General features: G+C 66.0%; 17 protein-coding genes. 9 read left to right on the forward strand and 8 right to left on the reverse strand.

Annotated features, from left to right (window positions below; genetic code table 11):
- Positions 1–67: 67 nt before the first annotated feature.
- Positions 68–1,594 carry a CotH kinase family protein gene (locus M9952_16100; protein ID MCO5314446.1) on the reverse strand — a complete coding sequence of 509 codons (1,527 nt, stop codon included), beginning with the start codon at positions 1,592–1,594 and terminating at the stop codon, positions 68–70.
- A gap of 233 nt (positions 1,595–1,827) precedes the next feature.
- Between M9952_16100 and M9952_16105 the strand changes: the two genes are divergently transcribed.
- Positions 1,828–3,282, forward strand: a complete 1,455-nt coding sequence (locus M9952_16105; protein MCO5314447.1) for a hypothetical protein — start codon at positions 1,828–1,830, stop codon at positions 3,280–3,282.
- Here the strand turns inward: M9952_16105 and M9952_16110 are convergent.
- Positions 3,219–4,595 (reverse strand): zinc-dependent metalloprotease, encoded by a 1,377-nt coding sequence (locus tag M9952_16110; protein ID MCO5314448.1) that lies wholly within the window; start codon positions 4,593–4,595, stop codon positions 3,219–3,221. The two genes, M9952_16105 and M9952_16110, sit on opposite strands and share 64 nt — an antisense overlap.
- Before the next feature lie 62 nt (positions 4,596–4,657).
- Positions 4,658–5,749 carry a hypothetical protein gene (locus tag M9952_16115; protein ID MCO5314449.1) on the reverse strand — a complete coding sequence of 364 codons (1,092 nt, stop codon included), beginning with the start codon at positions 5,747–5,749 and terminating at the stop codon, positions 4,658–4,660.
- Positions 5,750–6,517: 768 nt separating this feature from the next.
- Here M9952_16115 and M9952_16120 point away from each other — a divergent pair.
- On the forward strand, positions 6,518–7,552 hold the full coding sequence (locus M9952_16120) for a rod shape-determining protein (protein MCO5314450.1): 1,035 nt from the start codon (positions 6,518–6,520) through the stop codon (positions 7,550–7,552).
- 15 nt (positions 7,553–7,567) lie between these two features.
- Here the strand turns inward: M9952_16120 and M9952_16125 are convergent, their stop codons facing one another.
- The gene (locus tag M9952_16125) at positions 7,568–8,230 is read right to left on the reverse strand and encodes a hypothetical protein (GenBank protein MCO5314451.1); all 663 of its coding nucleotides are present in this window, start codon (positions 8,228–8,230) and stop codon (positions 7,568–7,570) included.
- Positions 8,231–8,281: 51 nt separating this feature from the next.
- On the opposite strand from M9952_16125, the gene M9952_16130 reads away from it, so the two are divergent.
- Positions 8,282–8,842 (forward strand): hypothetical protein, encoded by a 561-nt coding sequence (locus M9952_16130; protein MCO5314452.1) that lies wholly within the window; start codon positions 8,282–8,284, stop codon positions 8,840–8,842.
- A 134-nt stretch (positions 8,843–8,976) separates the two neighbouring features.
- Here M9952_16130 and M9952_16135 read toward each other — a convergent pair whose 3' ends face one another.
- Positions 8,977–9,390: a hypothetical protein gene (locus M9952_16135; protein MCO5314453.1), complete on the reverse strand. Its 414-nt coding sequence runs from the start codon at positions 9,388–9,390 to the stop codon at positions 8,977–8,979.
- On the opposite strand from M9952_16135, the gene M9952_16140 reads away from it, so the two are divergent.
- The 5 genes from M9952_16140 to M9952_16160 all read left to right on the forward strand — a co-directional run bounded on the left by M9952_16140 (position 9,389) and on the right by M9952_16160 (position 18,166).
- Positions 9,389–10,486, forward strand: coding sequence for a PDZ domain-containing protein (locus M9952_16140; GenBank protein ID MCO5314454.1), 1,098 nt, complete (start codon positions 9,389–9,391; stop codon positions 10,484–10,486). The two genes, M9952_16135 and M9952_16140, sit on opposite strands and share 2 nt — an antisense overlap.
- Before the next feature lie 65 nt (positions 10,487–10,551).
- Positions 10,552–13,356, forward strand: coding sequence for a DivIVA domain-containing protein (locus tag M9952_16145; protein ID MCO5314455.1), 2,805 nt, complete (start codon positions 10,552–10,554; stop codon positions 13,354–13,356).
- Positions 13,357–13,366: 10 nt separating this feature from the next.
- Positions 13,367–16,351 (forward strand): UPF0182 family protein, encoded by a 2,985-nt coding sequence (locus M9952_16150; protein MCO5314456.1) that lies wholly within the window; start codon positions 13,367–13,369, stop codon positions 16,349–16,351.
- A 64-nt stretch (positions 16,352–16,415) separates the two neighbouring features.
- Complete coding sequence (locus tag M9952_16155) at positions 16,416–17,093, forward strand: VTT domain-containing protein (GenBank protein ID MCO5314457.1); 678 nt, start codon at positions 16,416–16,418, stop codon at positions 17,091–17,093.
- Positions 17,094–17,662: 569 nt separating this feature from the next.
- On the forward strand, positions 17,663–18,166 hold the full coding sequence (locus M9952_16160; protein MCO5314458.1) for a hypothetical protein: 504 nt from the start codon (positions 17,663–17,665) through the stop codon (positions 18,164–18,166).
- A gap of 276 nt (positions 18,167–18,442) precedes the next feature.
- On the opposite strand, the gene msrA is transcribed toward M9952_16160, so the two are convergent.
- Both msrA and M9952_16170 read right to left on the reverse strand, forming a co-directional pair.
- Entirely contained in the window at positions 18,443–19,093 is a 651-nt protein-coding gene (msrA, locus tag M9952_16165; protein MCO5314459.1) for a peptide-methionine (S)-S-oxide reductase MsrA, read from the reverse strand.
- Positions 19,094–19,095: 2 nt separating this feature from the next.
- Positions 19,096–19,398 (reverse strand): antibiotic biosynthesis monooxygenase, encoded by a 303-nt coding sequence (locus M9952_16170; GenBank protein MCO5314460.1) that lies wholly within the window; start codon positions 19,396–19,398, stop codon positions 19,096–19,098.
- Between the two features lie 453 nt (positions 19,399–19,851).
- Here M9952_16170 and M9952_16175 point away from each other — a divergent pair, with 453 nt between their 5' ends.
- Entirely contained in the window at positions 19,852–21,288 is a 1,437-nt protein-coding gene (locus M9952_16175; protein ID MCO5314461.1) for a neutral zinc metallopeptidase, read from the forward strand.
- 91 nt (positions 21,289–21,379) lie between these two features.
- On the opposite strand, the gene M9952_16180 is transcribed toward M9952_16175, so the two are convergent.
- Positions 21,380–22,183, reverse strand: coding sequence for a polyphosphate kinase 2 family protein (locus M9952_16180; GenBank protein MCO5314462.1), 804 nt, complete (start codon positions 22,181–22,183; stop codon positions 21,380–21,382).
- Positions 22,184–22,200 lie beyond the last annotated feature (17 nt).

Below are 22,200 nucleotides of genomic sequence, written 5' to 3' on the forward strand. Positions count from 1 at the left end.
GGGGCTCCCCCCGGGCCCCCCCCCCGACGGCCATCACCGCGTCGCGGCCGTTACATCATCGAGTTCACTACATCGTTGAATTCATCCAGTTCCAGCGCTGGTTCATCCAGCCCTGCATCTGGCTGGCCCGGTGATACGTACCCAACTCGCCACGGTCCCAACGGACGCTGTCGGCCTTGATGGCGCTGTTGAGCGGAGCTTGCATGGCGGCCATTCCCTGGACATAGGCGCCGAACGGTTCCTTGAGCTCCTGCCAGCGGTCATGGACGGCTTGGACGAATGTCGGGTCCTCGAAGAGTCGCCCGATCCACTTGCCGCCGCCGTCGCGGTTGAAGGTGATGGAGGGATTGCGGACCCACGGCATGTTCGCTGGCCACGTGATCTCCTCGACCCCGACGGTGACCGGAGCGACCGAAACGTCGAAATCCCACATCGGGCCGAAGTAGAACTTCTCGTCGCCGCGCTTTTTGTAGAAGAAGGTGCTCGTGTAGAAGAAGTCGACCTGCATCGTGAATTCCGCCACCAGGTACGAATCGATGAGGGACTCCATATCGACGTACGCGCGATATCCGGTTTCCGGGTCGGCGAAGTCCGGCGAGAACAGAGCGTCTTCGAAGCGTTGCAGCACCGACTGGGCGTAGGCCTGCTGTTCGGGGGTGTACGGCTCGGGATCGCTCACCGTGACCTTTGCGCCGCGACTGGTGCGCAGGGCCTGGTCGTCGCCGCGGAAATCGATCTCGAAGACGTATCCACCGGTGAGGGCTTCGCCGCTGTTGTCGCTCGACGACATTTCATCGATGTTGATGCGGTCCTTGTCGATGCGTCGGTGTTCGATGAGCTGATACGGGCCCTGGTACACCCCGTTGAGCACGACTTCCACCAGCTGCGAACGCGGGGACCAGTCGATGGAGGTCATCGAGGCGAGCGTCTGGCCGACGGTGGTGCGGATCTGGGAACGGTCGGCGTAGTTCGCCAGGAGGGCCCAGTGACGGTTCGAGGGCATACCCATGAGCGCGGCCTTGTTGGCGAGCTTGAGCCGGTACGGCTTCTTCGGCAGGTCCCAGGTGGTGTTACCGCGGCCGCGGATCTCGACGGCCCCCGAGAACGCAGCGACGTCCGACCCGTTGGGGTCGAGCGAGTAGGTGGCAGCGACGTAGTTCTCCTTGTCGAGGATGGGCTGATCGTTCGTGTTGATCGACATCACCGGCAGGGTCGCCTCGTAGTAGCGACTCGACACGGTCGCACTCCAGACGGGGTTGGTCAGCTCGGGGGTGGGGGTCGCCCGCACGCGGTACTGATACATGGCCAGCGTGGTGAGGCCGTTGATGGTCGTCGAGCGGCCGGTGACGGTCTGGGTTCCCCACGTCGGCATGGCGCCGGTGCGCCACTGCACCTCGAAACTCGTGAGGTCCTCGTCGGCCTGCCAGGTGACCTCGACGGCCTTGGGAAGCTGGTTGACCCGCACCGACCGCGCCGACGCGTCCACCGGGTCGACCGGGGTAGGGGGGGTGGGTGTCGTGGTGGGGGCGCATGCCGCGGTGACCGCCATCAGCGCTGCGGCGAGCACCGCAAGCGGCGCTCGCAGGCGCCTCATCGGACTACCGGATCGGCGGGATCGGTCCAATGTCGTGGGCATCGGTGTACTCCATCGGTGTGATCGGCCTGGGGGAGAAGACGCCGCCATCGTCGATGTTGCTGCCACGCGACATCCGACGGTCCCAAACCGAAGATTCGTGAGTGACACGCTATAAGGCACCGTGAAACGGGTCAACAGGCCAAGATGCGGCGTCGGTCGCGTGGCGACGCGTACGGCCCTATCCTCGGCCTGTGGATGAGGACGCCGTGAGAACCGCCGCCCGTTCCGGTGCGGACACCGCAATCGCGGATCGTGGCCGCCCACGTTCGCCTTGGGGGGAGCTCGATTGGAGCGATCCGTTCACCCGCCTCGCCATCACCCACTTCCTCTCGGTGGTCGGCGAGACGATGGTCGTGTTGAGTCTCGCCAGCTCGTTCTTCTTCAACATCGACCCGTCGCGAGGCCGCGAGAAGGTCATCTTGGGCCTTCTGTTCACGATGGCACCCTTCGCGGTCGTCGGCCCGTTCATCGGCCCGTTCATCGACAAGGTACGCGGCGGTCACCGAATGGTGATTCGCACCACGTTGTTCATCCGTGCCGCAGTAGCGGCGTTGATGGTGGTGGCCGTGCTCGGCGATTCGCCCGCGCTGTTCGTCGAGGCGTTCGCGATGTTGGTGTTGGCGAAGACGTACCAGATCGCCCGCGCCGCGGTGGTGCCGACGACGGTGGCCGGCGAGGCCAAACACGTCGAAGCGAACTCGAAGCTTCAGCTGTTGAGCAGCATTGCGTCGACGGTGGGGGGTGTCATCGGCGGGGGCTGTCTCCTCATCGGCGAAGGGTTTCTGCTCGGGGTCACCTCGGCGGTGTTCGTGGCGGGTGGGGTGGTCGCGTTGCGGCTCAAACCGAGCGCTGCGGGGGCCGAGGAGGAAACCTCGGCGGTCGAACGCACAGAGGTCACAACCCCCGCGATGTTGTCGGTGGCAGCCTTTGGCATGGGGCTCATCCGGCTGGTCGTCGGGTTCGTCACCTTCCTCATGGCCTTCGAGCTGCGCGGCGGCGGTCGGGTCTCGCTCGGCGACCGCGCCGCCAACCTGGCACTCGAGGCCGCGCGGGAATTCGACCCCCGAGTCACGGTTCCACCCCTCGGAGACGGTCCGCCGATGTGGTATTTCGGAGCGGTGCTCGTCGCCAGCGTCACCGGCGGGCTCGTCGGAGCGATGATCGCCCCCAGGTTGCGTTCCGGTCTCGACGAGGAGCGAATCCAGATCGGCGGCTCGCTGGTCGCGGTGCTGGCTGGGGTCGGCGCAGCGGCCTTGAGCTGGGGAGGCGACGGCAACCTCGCCGGATATGTCGCCCTCGCGTTCGGCACTGCCTTGGCCGCGGCGCTGGCGAAGCAGGCCTTCGACTCCACCGTGCAACGCGTCGTCGCCGAGCTCGATCGCGGTCAGGTTTTCGCCCGCTACGAGTCCAGGTTCCAGGTGGGGTGGGTGTTCGGGGCGCTCATCCCCGCGGTGCTGGTGGTACCGATCGGGGTCGGAGCGATCGTCGCCGCGGCGATCGCCGCGGTCGCAGCGGCGTCGCTGAAGCTCGGGGTGAGGCCGGCGTGGCGCTCGTCGAGCGACGGGGGCCGCCGCGTCGGGGTCTACGCCTCGAAATCGGGAAAGTCCGGCACCTCGAACGACTCGTCGAGCGCCGGCAACTCTTGATCGTCGTCGCCGATGCCGACCCGGGCGAGCCACAGGCCGGGCAACTCCAACTCATTGGGTGTGGGCAGGTCGTCGACCGAGCGCCACAGCGTCGAGAGCGCGTCGGTTCCGGCCCGCTGCACCACCCCGTCGATGAACGCCGATCCGAGCGCACAATTCTCACGGGTGAGCTGCAGCCCGAAGAGCCGCTCGATGAACCGGCTCGCCTCGCCCGCCTCGACGCGTCGGCGACGAAACGCCTCCGCCACCATGTCGTGGGAGGACAGCATCGTCGTGGCGATCGTGTCGACCACCCAGTCGACGTAGCCGATCAGCACGCTGACGAGGGCGTCGATCTGCGGCACCAATGCCCGCTGCTGGTCGGAACGAATCGCGTTCAGCATCATTTCGGGGTTGAGGAGTGAGCCCTGCAGTTCCGCGAGCGATTCGGGATCGGCGGGGTCGAAATCGTCGAAATCGTCGAGATCGCCGAAGTTGCGTTGTATCGCCTCCGGATCGGCTTCGAAACCGTCGGCGTGCGCCGCCAGCAACTCCTCGAGCCGAGCGGCGACGTGGGGAACCGACAACACGGCGTGCATCGCCATCTCGGAGATGCACACGTACAAGCGCAGGTCATCGAGCGGCAGGCTCCACTCCTGTCCGAACTCGTCGAGCGCGGTGGCGACGATCAGCACCTCGTCGCTGCGGTGGCGGGGAATGGGCAGGTCGTAGGAGCCGAACGCGCGCGACCCGAGCTGTCCGGCGGTCGAACCTGCAAGCGTGACGAGCATCATCGGTCCGATGAAACTGCTCGCCTGAGCCATGATCGCGGAGAGGTCGACGTTGAACCCCGGCGGCAGGAACTGGGTCATCTCCTCGAGGTCGGTGGCATCGATCTGGCCCATCTGCGCCGTCATCATGCGTCCGAGCGAATCGGCGAGCTTTTCGAACAGCGGCCGGTAGTCATCGACGGTGTCGCGGGCGAACTGGCTTCGGTTCACCGGGGTGACGGCGAGCGCCGCGCCCGATCGGGTCAGGCTCAGCCCGGTCACCCGTGCCACCTGGAGTTCGGCGACGCGAGCAAGCTGTTCGTACTGCATGCGCACGAGCGGGTCGACGTTGGCGTCGCTGTGCCCCTGCGTCGCCAACGCTGCCGCGGATTGGCGGGCCTGCTCCCAATTCGGCGAGCCGAGTGCTCCGCCCAAGCCGGCCAACCCCGCAGCACCGGGGCCGCCCGCCCCCGCGCCGAACAGGGAAAAGATCTGGTTGAGGCCCGCCGCGAGGTCGCCGAGCGGGTCGGGGGTGTCGTCGTCAGCGCCGTCGAAGTGGGTCACGGCAACATGGTAGATCCGTCGTTGAGGTAGGAACCGGCGGGGTCGAGGAGCGTTCTCAGCGGTTATGCCGCTGTGTCGGGCGGGCGTGCCGCTGCGGCATCTGCCAGGTCTCGGGCGATCGCAACCGCCCGCTGGGGTGATACGGCGAAGGCCAATTGATCGTTCGAATCGTCGTCGCGATCGAGGATCAGGCCGACGATCGTGTCGTGGTCGGTGTGCAGGAGGAGGTCGCCTGCAGCCGTGCCCCGCTGGGCGGTGACGACCAGCAGATGATCGAGGGTGGACGAGCCGCTGGTGATCCGGCCCGACTCGCTCACGATCCGCTGGGTTCGGCCTCGCACGTTCAACGTCGGCAGCCCGGACGACGCGGCGGCGACACGCACCGAGTCGCCCAGCGAAGCGGCCGCCCACGGCGCTTCGATCTCTGGTGCCTCGATCTCCGGCGTGGCGACCGATGGCGTGGCGACCGATGACGTGGCGGGGGAGGACGCTGGCGCAGATGAAGCTGTGGTTGGATCGGCGGCCTCGGTAGCGACATCGACGGTGTCGGAATCTGAGGTGTCGGCTCCGCGGTCGACGACACCAGGGGTTTCCGCCACGGGTTCGGCGAACGACACCAACGTTAGACCGGTCGTCGGGTCGATTCCGACGAGGCTCGCCTCACCCCAGGTTCCATCTCGTCGATACGACCATTGCCCCGAGTCGATCGCCGTCGCCGGCAACGCGGTGATCGCCATGTCGGGTTCCACGAGGACGCCGGTTCCCACCCGCACCGATCCGGAGTATTCGACCCGAACCGTCGCGGTTCCGGCGATACGGCCGACGTCGGAGGCCGTCTGGCCGCTGCCGGGAGAGGACTGCGGCACCGCAGGGTTGACCACGCCGAGTGCCGTCATCGTGGCGAAGAGGGTGACCGCGCCGAGCGCGGCGGCCACGACGAGCGAACCGGCCGAGAACCGACGGCCGGCGCCTTCGGCCGAGGCCGCCTTCGAACGGAACGCGGACGACGGGCCAACCCTGACCGACGCTGGGCCGGGGGAAGGGCCGGGCGCATGGAACCGGCCGAGCTCGGAGGGATGGCGCCAAGGTCGGGTGTGTGCCGGCGGGAGCGCTGAATCGCCGCGGTCGTCCTCTGGCGGTTGTGCGACACCCATGACGGTGACCTTACCGAGCATTGCCCGGATCGAGACCGCGGGCCCGATTGCGCGACTCCGGTTCGGGCGAGTCGAGGAAAGGAACCCGCCGGCACGGTTGGCGGGCGTCGAATCGTGCAAGATAGAGCCGTTCGCTCCTGTGCCCTGTCGACGGGCCATCGACGTCGCTTCCTGCCTTGCACCAATGTTCCACGTGTCCTGTCACCCACCCTCCGATCGTGAAATCCGGCTCGTCACGCCCTCGACGCTTGGGGGACCTGAGCCGTCATGAGTCCGGTGTCCTACCTCGGTATTGCTCTGGTGATCGCCGTCGTCGGCGGAATGATCGTCGCGTTGGCCCTGCGGGAACCTCGCACACGGCGAGGTGACGGTGTCGATGCCTTCCGCCGTAGCATGGATGCGTTGGCGCCCGGGAACGACTCGGCGTCATCCCCAGTGGTTGTGCGCAAGGCTGCGCAGCCGCGGGGTCGAACCGTTACCGAATCCGCCGACGAGCCCGACCCCGCCGTCCCCGCCGTTGAAGGGGGCGTCGATCGCCCCGAACCGCCCCCGACACCGCCGACGGTGTCACAATCGTCTCACGACTCCGTTGCCGATGACCTCGATTCCAACCATCCAGCGTCCGACCCGCAGCCCCCTCCGACCGTCTCGGAGCCCTCGGACGCGTCCCGGGCCGAACCGGCAACCCCGCCCGATACCAGCCTCGAGCCTGACGCCGGGGAGTCTGAAGTCGTCGAGTCTGAAGCTGTCGAGCGGGACCGCTGAGTAATGCCCCGCGACCTCGCGATCGACCTCGGCACCGCCAATACCCTCGTGTACGCGCGCGGCGAAGGCATCGTGTTGAACGAACCGTCGGTGATCGCGCTCAACAGCCGCAACCGCGAAGTGCTCGCCATGGGGCGCGAGGCGTGGCAGATGATCGGCCGCACCCCCTCCTACATCGTCGCGGTGCGGCCGTTGCGCAAGGGCGCCATCACCGACTTCGAGGTCACGCAGGAGATGATGCGCCTGCTGCTCAAGCGAGTCGGGGTGAGCCGATTCAACCGGCCGCGAGTCGTGGTGTGCGTGCCCTCGGCGATCACCGCGGTCGAACGCCGTGCGGTCATCGAGGCCACCAAACGGGCGGGGGCCGCCGACGCCCAGTTGCTCGAACAGCCGATGGCAGCGGCGATCGGCGCTGCGCTTCCGATCAACGAGCCCGTCGCGAACATGGTCGTCGACATCGGCGGCGGAACCTCCGAAACCGCGCTGATCTCGCTCGGCGGCATCGTCGCGCTCCGAGCGGTTCGGGTCGGCTCGTTCGACCTCGACTCGGCGATCATTCAGTACATCCGCCGTGAATACGGCATCGCCATCGGTGAACAGACGGCCGAACAGATCAAGGTCACCATCGGTTCGGCGCACGAGACCGACGGAGAGGTGTGCGCCGAGGTGCGCGGCCGCGAGCTGATGAGCGGGTTGCCGCGCACGGTCGTGCTGACCCCCGAGGAGGTGCGCGGCGCGCTCGAGGAGCCGGTGACGACGATGGTCGATTCCGTGCTGAGCTGCGTCGGCGAGGCGCCGCCCGAGTTGGCCCAGGATCTGCTGGAAAGCGGCATCAACCTCGTCGGCGGTGGAGCCTTGCTGAAGGGGCTCGACATCCGGATCGCGAATGCCAGCGGGGTTGCGGTTCAAGTGGTGCAACAGCCGTTGGAATCGGTCGTGTTGGGGGCCGGACGCATCGTCGAGAACTGGGAAGCGCTCAAGGACATGTTCATGCACAGTCGGCTGCAATCGGGCTCGGGCTCGATGCGTGGCCGCTGAACGCCCAGGTGCCGATTACAGCTCGACCTCGCCGATGGCGAGCAGCTCTTCGGCCGCTTGACGGACCTGCCAATCGACGTCGTCCGCCATCCGGGTCAACATCTCATCGACCTCGTCGCCGTCGAAGGCGGTCAACGCCAACACCGCCCGACGTCGCACGGTTGCCTTGTCGCCGCATGCCGCCAACACGCTCGGTCTCCCGCGTGCATCGCCGAGGGAGCCGAGCGCGGCGACCGCAGACTCGCGGATCAACGCCTCGTCATGATCCGTCGCGAGAACGCACAGCCGCTCGATCACCCCGGCCGGACTTGGCAGGCACTCGCCGGCCACGAAACACGCCAGTTCCACGACCACGTCGTCCCGGTCGCTCAAGCCAGCCAGCACCGCGTCGGCCAGCACCGTCGACCCGGGGGCGTCGGGTGATCGGTGAGGTTCCGAACCCCACAGCCTCGGAAGTTCGCTGAACGCGCGATGGCGCACCTGCCAGGCGTCGTCGCGGATCGCTGCGTCGAACTCCGCGTCGGTGACGGCGCCAAGACGCACCAACGCCCCGAAGGCCGAAGCGCGAACGGCGGGTGACTCGTGGGCGAAGAGTCGTCGGGCGGTGGCGGGGTCGTTGGTCCAGCCGCTGAGAATGGCTTCACGTCGAAAAAGTTCTGGTGGACGAGAGGAGGTCATGTCGGCATAAACTTCTTGCTCTTCCCCGCACACGACGAAGGAGACGCGCCCGTGTCGTACATGGTCAATTTCCAGACACCTGAAGGCGAATCAAGCTACATCCAGTTCGAGACGGTCGATGAATCGGTCGCATTCGTCGAGTCACTTCGCAACGAACAGAACGTCTTGAACGCCCGGATCTTCCAGATGGAAGAGCTCAAGTTCGAGTTCCGCCCGTACTTCCGAGTCCAGCTCGCGCAGCTCGGCTCGGGTGCCGCTGCGGCCCCGGTCGCTGCAGCAGCCCCGGTCACCGCAGCCCCGGCGGCGGCGCCCTTTGGTGCCGGTGCCCAGGCGGCCGCACCGAAGCCCGCCGAGGTAGCCCCGATTGCCGCACCACCCGCAGCGCCGGTGTTCGGCGCCGAAGCGGCCGCAGCGGAGACGACCCCCGAGCCCCCCGCAGGTGATGTTCGCGTCGGCGCCGTCACCCTCGGAAGCGCCTCGGCCCCCACCTCGGGCGAAGATGCCCCGACCAACCTCGACTCGCCGGTCGGTGCCAGCAGCACCGCTCCCAACGGGTCGACGTTCGGCGCTCCCGAAGAAGAGCGCGGCCGCCGCGGATTGTTCGGTCGCTGAACCTCCCCCAAGGTCGTCAAGGGTTCGCCGGGTCCTGCAGGGTCCGGCGAACCTTCGTTTTTGGGGCGACGATCCGCGTGAGGCGGCGCCGGCCCGGCGAAGGGGCTCAGCCGAAGGGGCTCAGCCGAAGGGGCTCAGCCGATGACGAAACTGGCCGCGAGCGCGACCATGCCGAACAGTGCGCCGATCACCGTGCCGATCCCCACGGTGATCAACACCAACAACGCGGCTGAGCGCAGCCGGACGAGCCAGCCGACCTTGACGTTGCGCGAGCCATCTCGGCGAGCCATGCCCATCGTGTCGCGAACGCCACCAGGCCTGCGCTCGAACCGACCACGGCCAGTGGCGACGGGTGCGGTATCGGCCGTGTTTGAACTCACCTGAGAACCTCCAGCGGTTGCGACCGCGTTCGTGGGTGGTGCCGTTAGGGTGCTGTGCACGTGATGGGCTGAGGTGTCGACCGAGCCGTTCTGGCCGAACAACATCCACCCCGACAACACCGCACCCACCACAATGATGGCCAACCCGATGATGAGTGACGCGAACATGACAGACCCCATCGTATCGACGACGCGGTCGAGGAGGGTGTGGCCATGGGTTGCGGCAGTGTTGCTGGTGGTGGCGGTCGTGGTCGCGTTCGTCGTGCCGGTGCCGTACTACCTCGAGGGGCCGGGCTCCACCCGTGCCACTCAGCAGTTCATCACCATCAGCGGCCACGAGTCGTTCGAGTCGGAGGGTCAGGTGCGGCTCGTCACCGTGTCGCAACGTCATGCGACCCTCGCCGCCCTCGCGCTGGGGTGGCTTCGACCCAACATCGACATCGTCAGTGAACGCGACGTGATCGGTACGGTCGATCGCAAGACCGAACGCCTCATCAATCAGGCACAGATGGACCGTTCGAAGCTGGTGGCCCTCGTGGCGGCTTTCGACGTGTTGGGGCTCCCCATCACCATCACCGGACATGGCGCGCTCGTGCAGGGATTCGCCGAGGACGAGGTGCCGGCGCGGTCGGTGCTGCAGGTCGGCGACGTGATCACCGCCGTCGGTGAGCGCTCCATCGCGACGACCACCGAGTTGCGCAGTGCCCTGGATGGGGCCGCGCCCGGCGATGTCGTCACGGTGACCGTTTCGCGGCTCGAATCGCAGGACCCGCTGCAGGCGTTGATTCCTTCGGCGCAGCGACACGAACTCGCGGTCGAGGTGGAGCTCGCCAGGAACCCCGAGGAAGACCGGGCGATGCTCGGCGTGACGGTGCAGACGTTCAACGAGACCGTCGACACGGGATTCTCGGTGGAATTCGACTCGGGCGGGGTGCTCGGGCCGTCCGCCGGGTTGGCGTGGACACTCGGTTTGATCGACCGTCTCACCCCTGGGGATCTGACCGGCGGGCGGGTCGTCGGCGTCACGGGAGAGATCGACGCTGCCGGCAATGTCGGTGCGATCGGCGGGGTCGACAAGAAGGTGGTCGGAGCGATCCGCGATGGGGCCACGGTGTTTCTCTATCCCTCCGAAACGTCTGAAGCGGACCTGAAGCGTCTGGAAAAGGCCGCTGGCGGACGCATCGAGCTCCATGCCGTGTCGACGCTGCGCGAGGCCCTCGCACTACTCGACCCCGCGGAATACAGCGACGCCGCCGAGAACTGATCGGCTCGAAAAACATGTCGGCGGTGTCCACCTGAACCACCGCGTGCGGTCGTAGCATCGTCGACATGACGCTGTCCGGTGACGCCTTTCACATCGACCCCGGCGAAGCCGCCACCCGTGAGTTCTCACGGGCGCGCAAGGGGTATGACCCGACCGAGGTGCGGGTTCATATCACTCGCCTCACCGACGAGATCCGGCGGCTTCGCGGCGTTGAAACGGCGTTGGAAACCCAGGTCGAACTCGCTCGGAGCCAGGCGCTCGACCTTGAGTCGCTCGACCCGGCGACGATCAGCCGTGCCCTCGGTGAGGAAACCGTGCGCGTCATCGACGCTGCTCGCGAAGCTGCGACCGAGATCCGCTCGAAAGCCGAGGAGAACGCAGGGCGCCTCGTTCGTGAGGCACAGGAGCGTGCAAGCGAACTGACCCGCGAGGCCGAGGAGTTGCGGGCCCGATCCGAACGAGAAGCGCAGGAGCTTCGTGAGGACGTCGTGGCCGAGGTCGAGGCGCTGCGCACGAGCACCGTTCAGGAATGCGAGGCGCAGCGGGCCGAAATCGACGAGTACGTCGAGCACCGGCGACGCGACATCGAAGCTCAGGCGGAGCTGGCCGACCAGAACGCCGAGCAGGTGCTCGAAGAGGCCAAGTCGGATCTGGCGGACGCGCGGGCTGAAGCCGCCGAGATCCGAGCCGAAGCCGAGGTGGATGCCGAGTCGATCCGGCGCGAGGCCGAGGAGGCTCGGGCGCGCCGTGAGTCCGAGGCCACCGAGGACGCGGATCGGATTCGCGATGCCGCAGAGGCCGCGGCGGCTGCGATCCGCGAGGAGGCCGAGGTCGTACGTGCGGCCGCCGAGGAGGACGTTGCGGAACGGCTGAACACCGCACGGGCCGATGCCGAAGCCGAGGTCGAGCGGGCGCGAGCGGTCGCACGTTCCATGATCGAGGAAACCCAGCTCGTGCGAGAGCGGATGATCCGCGACCTCGCGGAGCGCCGTCACGGGGCGCGCCAGCAGTTGGAGGCGACGCGGGCGGGGCGGGAACGGTTGTTGGCCGTGTTCGACCAGGCGCGTGCTTCCTTCGACGAGATCGTCGAGGAGGTGGTCGAGGCGCTGCCTCTGGCCCGCCACGACGCCGACGCAGCAGCCCGGGCACTGCCGAATGACACCTACACCTCCGTCGAGCAGCTCGATCGACTGATCCATGCCGGTGCGAGCAACGACGAGTTGTTCGAAGGCGCCCTGGCCGATGGCGGCGAAGCGCCCGAGGTGGATTTCCTGGCGGCGGCCGGGCTGGCATCGTCCGACGGTTCCTCGATGGCACAGATCGACATCGAACTCGTGCTCGACGACGACGATGACGATGACGATCAGGATGAAGACGTCATCGGTGGCGACGAGGTCGACGAGGTCGCCGTAGCGAGCGCCGAGTCGTCGCTCGTTGCGGAGGTCGATGCCGAACTCGTGGGAGATGAGATCACCGAACAGGTTGTCGAGGAGCTTGCCGAGGCGTTTGTTGAGGTCGACGCTGCGACCGTTGATGCGGATGGCGAAGCCGGGGCGGGAGAGGAGACGTTCGAGGCTGAAGCCGACCGTGATGTGGCTCTGGCCGACGAACACGACGACCTCGACGAACACGACGAACACGACGAACACGACGACGAGATGGTCGACGAGCTTGACGGCGAGATCGTCGACGGCGAGATCGTCGACGACCTTGCCTTGAGTGACGAGGACGAAGACGAGGATGAAGACCCCTCGTTCGGTCGCCTTCGGCTTGTGAGCTCGAATCAGGACGGCCCATCACCGGTCGGGATCGAGTTGCTCACCGACAGCGAGGCCGACTCCACCGCCGACGTCGGCGACGAACCCGCCGGGGAAGGCGAACCCGGCGCGGTCGACGCGATCTTCGCCCTGCTGCGCGCCGATCACGACGTCGACGATGACGAGGACTTCGATGACTTCGATGACGACGATGACGACGATGGCGACGATGGCGACTACCTCGGTCAACTCGACAGCGATGACCCCGACGTCGCATCCGATGATGTGGCGGCGCTCGCCGCGGTGGCATCGATCAACGGGCCGGCGATGGTGATCGACTTGGCCGCTGCCGAGCAACGCCTCGAACAGTCCGAAGCGGCGGTGGCGGTGGCGGTGCTCACCACCGAGCAGGACCGCACGCTTGCTCAACAGGCCCTGCTCGACGAGCGCGACGACGCGATCGGCGACCTCGGTCAACAGATCGCACGTCGAATCCGCCGGGTCGTGTCCGACCAGGAGAACGAGGTGCTCGACCTCATTCGTCGCAACAAGAAGATGAAGACCGCCGAGCAGATTCTGCCGAGTGCGGTCGAGCAGATGGCGGCGTACCGGTCGGCGGTCGCCGCCGATCTCACCGCCGTGTTGCACGCAGGGGTCGAGTTCGCTCTCGATACGTGGCGCCCAGAAACCCACGTCGACCAGATCGACGTTTCCGCAGCGTTCGATCAGGCCGTCGAGCGACTCTCCGAGCTCGCGGTGGCCCCCCTGACGGCGAAGCTCGCCAGGATCATCGCCGAAGTCGACGATCCGACACCGGACCGCACCGACCTCGTCGACGCCGTACGCCTCGGCTACCGCGAGTTCAAGAACGACCGAATCGCAGAAGTTGCCGGCGATCTCGTGACCGTTGCGTTCAGCCGTGGCGTGCTCGCGGCCGCAGAGCCGGGCGATGAAGTGCGTTGGATCGTCGATCACTCGGGCCGCGCGTGTCCCGACGGCGAGGACAACAACCTCGCCGGGCCGACCGCAGCAGGCGAAGCATTCCCGACCGGAGACGACTGTCCGCCCGTGCATCCAGGGTGTCGCTGCTTGTTGGTGCCCGCCGCTCGGTAACATCGGCGGGATGCTCAAGCGGTCACTTCGCTGGACTCGCGCAAACAGCGAGGTGGGCCGTTCGCGAGGGCGGACGGTGCTGTTCGTCTTCGTCGGACTGGTGGTACTCGCGCTCGTGTTTTCGCGCGGCGTCGCCGGTGTCTACACCGACTATCTGTGGTTTCGCGCTCTCGGTGTTGCCTCGGAATGGCAGCGGCAATGGGGGTACCGGACCATCCTCGGGCTGCTGTTCGGCCTCGGGTTCTTCGTGTTGCTCGGCGGCAACCTGTTGGTGGCCAACCGGATCGCTCCGTTGCTCACCCCGCGGCGAACGGGCGACGAACTCGTCGAGCGCTACCGCGAACTCATCGACGGCCGCCAGCGTCTCGTGTGGTTGTCGGCCTCGCTGCTGTTCTCGGCGCTCGCAGGCATCGGGGCGTCGTCGCAATGGCGCAATTGGGTGCTGTTTCGATTCGGCGGAACGTTCGGACAGGTCGACGCAGAACATCAGGTCGACCTGTCGTTCTACGTCTTCAAGTTGCCGTTCCTGTCCTATTCGGTGAGCTGGCTGTTCGCTGCACTCGTCATCGTCACGCTGTTCACGGTCATGGCCCATTACCTGACGGGAGCGCTGCAACTGCCGGGAACCGGTCGCGTCGCGACCGGTCGGGTGAAGATCCACCTGTCGGTGCTGTTCGCATCGCTCGCGCTGGTCAAGGCGCTCGATTACCTGCTGGAGCGCTACCGGCTCACCCTGTCGCGGCGCGGTGCGGTGGCCGGTGCCCTGTACACCGAAGCCAATGTGACGGTTCGTTCGATGTCGCTGTTGGCGCTCGTTGCCGTGGCGTGCGCAGTGGTGCTCGTGTTGAACATCCGACGGCGCGGCTGGGGGATTCCGGTGATCACCATCGGCCTGTGGCTCATCGTGTCGCTCGTGGCGGGAATCATCTTGCCGGCGGCGATGCAGCGTCTGAAGGTGAGCCCGAACGAGTCGGCGCTCGAGGCGGAATACATCGCGAGGAACATCGCTGCGACGCGCAACTCGCTGGGGCTCGACGCGGTGCGGGAGCACGACTTCGACTACTCGCCGACGCTCAAGGATGAGGAGATCACGGCCAACGCGTCGACCGTTTCCAACGTGCGCCTCCTCGACCCGCAGGTGGTTCAACCGACCTTCACCAGCCTTCAGTCGATGTTCGAGTACTACCGGTTCGCCGACCTCGACGTCGACCGTTACGACATCGGTGGTGCCCAAACCCTGGTGGTGATCGGTGCTCGGGAGCTCAGCCAGTCGTCGTTGCCGGTCAACACGTGGGAAGCCCGTCATCTGTCCTACACCCATGGCTACGGCGCCGCGGTCGCTCAGGCCAACGGGGTCAACAGCGAGGGCGAACCCGATTTTCTCGTCGGAAGCATCCCGCCCCAGATCGATTCCGAGCAACTGCCGTCGGTTTCCATCGATCGTCCCGAAATCTACTTCGGTGAAGGGTTCGACCGGTCCGATGCCGGAGGGTATTCGATCGTCGGAACCGACCGTGAAGAGCAGACCGACGGTGGCCCCGGACCGGGAGGTGTCGATGTCGGGGGCGTGATTCGGCGTGCCGCGTTCGCGTTGAGGTTCGGGGATTTCGAGATGCTGACCTCCAGCTACCTCGACGCCGAATCGAGGGTCGTGTACCGCCGAAACGTCTCCGAACGGGTTGCTGCGATCGCTCCGTTCATCACGTGGGACAACGACCCCTACCCAGTTCTGGTCGATGGCGGCATCAGCTTCGTGCTCGACGGGTACACGACGACATCGTGGGTTCCCTACGCCGAACCGGCGACGACCGCCGACCTCGAGTCCTCCGCACCCTTGCGCTCGGAGGATTTCAACTACTTGCGCAACTCGGTCAAAGCCGTGGTGGACGCGTACGACGGTTCGGTCACCCTGTATCTCTCCGACGAACTGTACGGCGACCACGACCCGATCGTGCGAGCGTACGCGGCGGCCTTTCCCGGCCTGTTCACCCCGCTGGGGGAAATGAGCGACGAACTTCGGTCGCACCTTCGCTACCCCGAGGATCTGTTCCGGATCCAAACCCAGATGTGGGGTCGCTATCACCTCGACGACCCCGCCGAGTTCTACAGCCAACAAGACGGATGGGACGTCGCTCAGAACCCGCCGAACGACACGGGCCGCGACAGCTCCACGACCACCACGACGACGGGAACATCTCCGATCGCTCCGAACTATCTGCAGATGCGCCTACCCGGCGAGTCGGCCGACGAGTTCGTCATGCTGCGGCCGTTCGTCCCGCATTCTGGGGCATCGCAGTCCAGTCCGAAAAAGCAGCTCAACGCGTTCATGGTGGCGCGCAGCGACCCCGACGACTACGGGACGCTGTCGGTGTACACGATGACCAAGCAGGGTGCAGACGGTTCGGTTCAGCGCACCAACGAGGTACCGAGCCCACTTTTCGCGCACGAGAACATGGTGTCGACCCCCATGCTGTCTCAGCGGCTCGCCCAACTGAACTCGAGCAGCGGCAGTTCGGTGGTGACCTTCGGCAACATGGTCATGGTGCCCATCGAGTCGGGAATTTTGTATGTCCGCCCGATCTACGTTGCCAGCGAGACGCGGGGCTCGGCCCAACAGCTGCGCATCGTGGTGGTCTCGGTCGGCACCCGGGTTGGCGTGGGCGACACCTACGCCGAAGCGCTGTCCTCGTTGTTTCCGACGGCGGAAATCACCACCGCTGAAGAGGGAGCTGCTGGTGAAGGGGCAGACCCGGGCGACGGAGAAACCTCCGGCGGCGATGCTCCAGGCATCGATGAGGCTGACGCCGGCGTGCTGTTGGCCGAGGCGGTCGCTCGCTACGACGAGGCGGACGCCATCCTTCGCGCCGGCGGAGCCACCGCACTTGCCGATTATCAAGACGCCATCGCCGAGGCCGAGGAACTCGTTCGCCGCGCCGCCGGGTTGTTGAGCGGGATCCCCGCAGCGTCGCAGGAGGCGTCGGGCTCGTCGGGTTGATCGTCGGGCCTGATCGTCGGGCCTGACATCGCCGTGACGGGTACGGCCAACTAGGGTCTGCGCCGTGACATTGGCCGTGATGACCTTGCTCGCTGCGATTCCGGGGCTCCCGGAGCAACTCGATCCGAAATGGTTGATCCAGAACGGCGGGCCCTGGCTGTTGTTTGCGATCATCTTCGCCGAGTCGGGGTTGCTGATCGGCTTCTTCCTGCCGGGTGACTCGCTGTTGTTCACCGCCGGTGCGGTGGCCGCCGGTGTCTTCACCGACTGGGGTGTCGAATTCAATATCTACATGATCGTGATCGGCTGCTTCATCGCTGCGGTGACGGGCGACCAAGTCGGTTACCTCATCGGCAACAAGGCCGGCCCGAAGCTGTTCAACCGGCCTGATTCACGGCTCTTCAAACAGGAGTACGTAAACAAGGGCACCGAGTTCTTCCAGAAGTACGGTGGCCGGGCCATCGTGTTGGCCCGGTTCGTGCCGATCGTGCGTACGTTCGTGCCGACGATCGCCGGCGTGTCGAACATGCACTACGTGGACTTCCTGAAATACAACGTCGTCGGGGGCCTGCTGTGGGCGGTCGGGGTGACGATGCTCGGCTACTTCTTCGGCCAGATCAGCTTCGTCAACGAGAACATCGAGATCGCCCTCATTCTGATCGTGTTCATCTCGATCCTGCCGATCCTGTTCGAGTTCCAGAAGGCTCGTAAGGAAAAGCGCGCCGAGGCGGCTGAGGCCTGACCGCAACCCCGCCCGTTCTCCGATAACCAGTGGTCGTGATCACGACCACTGGTTATCGGAGAACGGGCTAGTCGGTGGCCAGGCCGGCCGGGCAGGACGGAGGCGATTCTCACCTGGCCGGTCGTCGTCGTTGCCCGAGGGTGGGTCGTCGCGATCCCGGCGAAGTGGGCCACGACGGTCGAATCCGTCTTAAGGCCGCTACTCTGGCTCAAAGACCGCCCGACGAATTCCACATGGGTGAGTGCATTTTGCTTCGATGCTCCTCGAGTGCAGGTGGTGATGGCCCGCTGTCGAGCGACGGGTTTCGTTGCAAGAGCAGGTTCGAATCTGTACGGTCAACCCCGCAACACAAGGAGACTCCCGTGGCTATCAAAGACCGGACTGGATGCGAAGAACCCAAGGCCGTTGACGGCTGGGCTGTCACGCGCGTCTCGGACGAGTGCTTTGAAGAACTCCTAGTGGCACTCGAAACTGAGCCCACGGCGCTTCCCGCTCTTCAGGCAGCCGCGAAGGAGAGTCGGGAGAAGCCAGCCTTCTACCGCTCGTAGGCCGCTGCTAGAAGTAGAAAGGTGTATCTATCCGAGAAGCTGAGACCGGCGCATGTGCTGGCTGGCTTTGGATCCGGCGAGGACGCACTCGATAGGTGGTTGAAGGAGCGCGCTCTCGATTGGCAAGCTCGGGGATTCGCCCAAACCCATGTGTGGGCCGACCCGGCCACGATGGATGTCCATGCCTTCTACTCCCACTGTCCGCACATGGTTGCTCGAGACGACCTGCCGTCGGCGAAGCTGCGGAAGAATGCGCCCGAAGCCATCCCGGCGATTCTCTTGGGCCAGATGGCGCTGAATGCCCCTTTGAAGGGCAGGAAGCTTGGACGGCAGCTGCTCGTCGATGCGCTGGGGTGCATGACCGAGCTTGCCGAACAAGGATCAGGGGCACTGATCGTCATCGATCCGCTGAATGACCAGGCTCGCGGCTTCTATCTGGCGCACGACTTCCATGAGCTTCGGCACACCGATCGATTATTCGTGACGATGGCCGAGGCTCGGGAGTCCTTGAAGGTCAACGGTTAGTGCTCGTCGACCTCCGGTCCACGTACGGGCCCAAGTTCGCTGCGGCGTTGGCAGCAGCCGGGATCGGCGTGCGCGGCTGCAACCAGTCGTAATCGCCTGCCGTCCGATTGGCCGGCAGTTCCGCAGGTTCGCTGATGGCGGAACATGCGACGCGGACCCAGTTCGTGGCGACAATCCGTGGACCACCGGGATCGGTCGCTTTCCTATCCCTCTCCGTCGGCCAGTTCTCCGATGACCAGTGGTCGTGATCACGACCACTGGTTATCGGAGAACGGGCTAGTCGGTGGCCAGGCCGACCGGGCAGGAGACTCCCGTGCCGCCGATGCCGCAGTAACCGTTCGGGTTCTTCGCCAGGTACTGCTGGTGGTAATCCTCGGCGTAATAGAAGGCTCCGGCGGGCGCGAGTTCGGTCACGATCGGGCCAAGCCCCGCCTCGATGAGTGCCTGGGCATACGCCATGCGGGTTCCCTCCACGACTGGCTGCTGGGCCTCGTCGGTCCAGTAGACCGCCGAGCGGTATTGCGTGCCGACGTCGTTGCCCTGGCGAAACAACTGGGTGGGGTCGTGAGACTCCCAGAACACCTGCATCAAGCCCTCGAGCGACACGGTCTTCGGATCGAAGTCGACGAGCACCGCCTCGGTGTGACCGGTGCGCCCCGAACAGGTCTCCTCGTAGGTCGGGTTGGGGGTGAACCCACCCGAGTACCCGACGGCGGTGACCCAGACGCCGGGGGTCTGCCACATGATGCGTTCGGCGCCCCAGAAGCACCCCATCGCAACGATGATCTGCTGGTGGCCGTCGGGAAACGGCGCCACGAGCGGTCGTTGTGACACGAAGTGCGGAGCGGGGTCGACGATCGGTTGATCGCGACCGGCAAGGGCGGCTTCGGCGGTGACCATGTCGGGGACGGGGCGAGAAAAGAACATGGCTACATCAAGGTCGTCTTGTCGCTGACGGAGTATTGGCTGAGCGAGGCCCCCGTGATACCGATCTCGCCAGCGGCGCCCATGAACGCAAGAAAGTGTTCGGAGGCCATGTGAGCGTTCATCGCCTCGGCAGATTCCCACTCTTCGAACACGCGAAACACGGTCGGCTCGCCGGGGGTCTGATAGAAGCCGTAGCTTCCGCAACCGTCTTCGTTGACGGTCGCTGCGACGAGCGTGGCGATGGCGTCCAACGCCTTGTCGAGCGTCGCCTCGCCGACGGTGATGGTTCCGGAAACGACGAGCATGATCTATCCCCTAAACTGTGATGGCGATGGTGGATCCACCTGAGGACGATTCTACGGAACCGAGATCCGCCATGGGGCCTCGCCCGCTACCCTGAGCCGATGCCGGAGAACCCGTACGAACCGTCGTGGGGACCCCCGCAAGACGGCGGATCTCATGGTGCCGCGCCCACCGGGCCGCCGCCACCTCCGACCGGACCCCCGGCGTATCCAGCGCCGGCCGCGCCGCCACCGGTCGCGCCGCCACCGTATCTTCCGCCAACCGCACCCCCCGCTTACCCCGCCCCGACACCAGCTACTCCGCCGGCGGGCGGTCCGCGGGCGCCATGGGAGACGCCAACCCCGCATTCCCCCGCCGGGTACGGCCAGCAACCGTACGGCCAGCAATCGTACGGGCCGCCCGGATTCGGACCCCCCGGGTCCATCCCTCCCGGGGGCGCTCAGTCGCCGTTCGCCGTGCCGCCATCGGGGCAACCGTCGAAGGCCAAGAAGTTCGTTGCCGCGTTCGTCGCGTTGGCGTTGATCGCCGGCGTCGCCGTGTTGGCCGTCGCATTCGGTGATGGCAAAGGCCCCACCGCCGGGGGCATCGTGCGGGTGGGCGCCGACGTGTCGAAGTCCGAACCGGGCGAATCGTTGCGCGACGATGCCGACACCGACGGGGTCGAACTCATCGGGGCCAACGGTGGGGAAGTCGACCGCATCGCTGCCGCAGCGATCGCCGATCTCGAGCAGTACTGGTCCGAGCAAATGCCCGAGTTGTTCGATAAGCCGTATGACCCCGTCACCGGTGGGTTCTACTCCTGGTCCGACGGTGAGGATCTGCCGGCGTGCGCGGTTTCGCCCGAGGAGATCCGCGGGAACGCGTTCTACTGCGGTGCGGCGGACGAGATCGGTTGGGACGACACCTCGTTGATGCCGGACCTGTTGCACTACTACGGAGACCTGGCGGTTGCGGTGGTGTTCGCCCACGAATGGGGCCATGTGGTCCAGGCGCGGGTAGCGATGTCGGGAAGAACGGTGACGCTTGAACAACAGGCGGACTGCTACGCGGGCGCATGGGTCGCCAACGCTCGGGCGGGGAGGTCGGCGTATTTCAGCCCCAGCGACTCCGATATGGACCAGGCGCTCGCCGGATACCTCGAACTCGGCGACGCCCGCGGCTCGACCCCCGATGACGAAACGGCCCACGGCAGCGCGTTCGATCGAATCAACTCGTTCCAGGAAGGCCTCGAGGACGGGCCGGAGTCTTGTACCCGCTACAACGATCGAAACGTTGCCGATCGTCTGGTGCAGATCGGGTTCTATGACCCGGAGGACTACCGCAACGACGGCGATGCACCGTATGAGGACATCCTCTCGATGATCGACGAAGACCTGAATGACTTCTGGGGCACGGTGGGCCCGGAGGTGGGCTCGGGTCCGTGGACGCCGATGGCGGCCGGCACCCCGTTCTCCCCGAACAGTGGCGAGGTCGCAAGCTGTGGCGGCGACGAGGTGGCCGACACCTCGCTGTTCTATTGCCCCGATGACCGTTCGGTGCACTTCGACAACGACGAACTCTTTCCCGAGGTGTACGAGAGCTTCGGCGACTTCGGACTCGCGCAGCTCTACGCGATGCATTTCACCTACGGAGCGCTCGACACCTACTCGGAGATGCCCGACAGCGATGAGGGCGCGCAGCGCGCAGCTCACTGCCTGACCGGAGCGTGGGCGGCGAGCATCTTTCGCCATGACCGCTCGACGTCGAACATGCGACTCTCGAGCGGCGACTTCGACGAGGCCGTTCAGGTGCTGTTGGCGATGAGTGCCGGCGACTCGGCGGGCTCGGGCTTTCAGCGCGTGTCGGCGTTTCGCCTCGGGGTGACCGATGGGGCGAACGCCTGCCTGAGCTGAGGCGGAGCTGAGGCCGAGACTGCGGTAGGGGCTGAGGCCGAGACTGCGGCCGAGACTGCGGATGGGGGCCGCGGCTGGGGCTGGGGGCCGCTCAGTCGCCGATCACGATCGAGTCGAGGTTCGGCGGGTCGTCGGGCAGCGTGAGGTCGAGCGAGGCCAGGGTGTCTCGAAGGATCGTGGCGACCACCAGGTCTCGGTACCACTTGTTGTCGGCGGGCACGATGTGCCAGGGGGCTCGATCGGTGGCGGTCTTGGACAACATGTCGGCATAGGCCTGTTGGTAGTCGTCCCAGAAGCTGCGCTCCTCGAGGTCGCCGGGTGCGAACTTCCACCGCTTCTCGGGATTATCGAGACGTTCCTGCAGCCGCCGCTTCTGTTCGGCTTTGGAGATGTGCAAGAAGCACTTGACGATGGTCGTGCCCTCGTCGACGAGCATGTTCTCGAACTCGACGATGTGGCGATAGCGGCGCTTCCAACGCTTCTGCGGGACCAGATCGTGGACGCGAACGATCAGCACGTCCTCGTAATGGCTGCGGTTGAACACGACGATCTCGCCGTTGGCTGGCACCTGAGAATGCACCCGCCACAGGTAGTCGTGCGCCAGCTCGGTCGAGGTTGGCACCTTGAACCCGACCGTTCTCACGCCGAGTGGATTCAACGGCCCGAACACGTTGCGGATCGTGCCGTCCTTGCCCCCGGTGTCGGTCGCCTGAAGGACCACCAGAAGCCGCTGGCGGCCATTGGCCCAGAACCGCTCCTGCAGCTGCGCCAGTTCGGCGGTGAGCTCGGCCGTTTGCCGTTTCGCGCTCGCCTTGTCGAGTCTGCCGTCGGCGTCGGTGGGGAAGTCGGTGAGGTCGACCTGCTTGCCGGTCACCCGAAAATCATCAAGATCCATGCGAACACTCTGGTCGA

It is taken from the genome of Microthrixaceae bacterium (assembly GCA_023957975.1).
Lineage (GTDB): Bacteria > Actinomycetota > Acidimicrobiia > Acidimicrobiales > Microtrichaceae > JAMLGM01.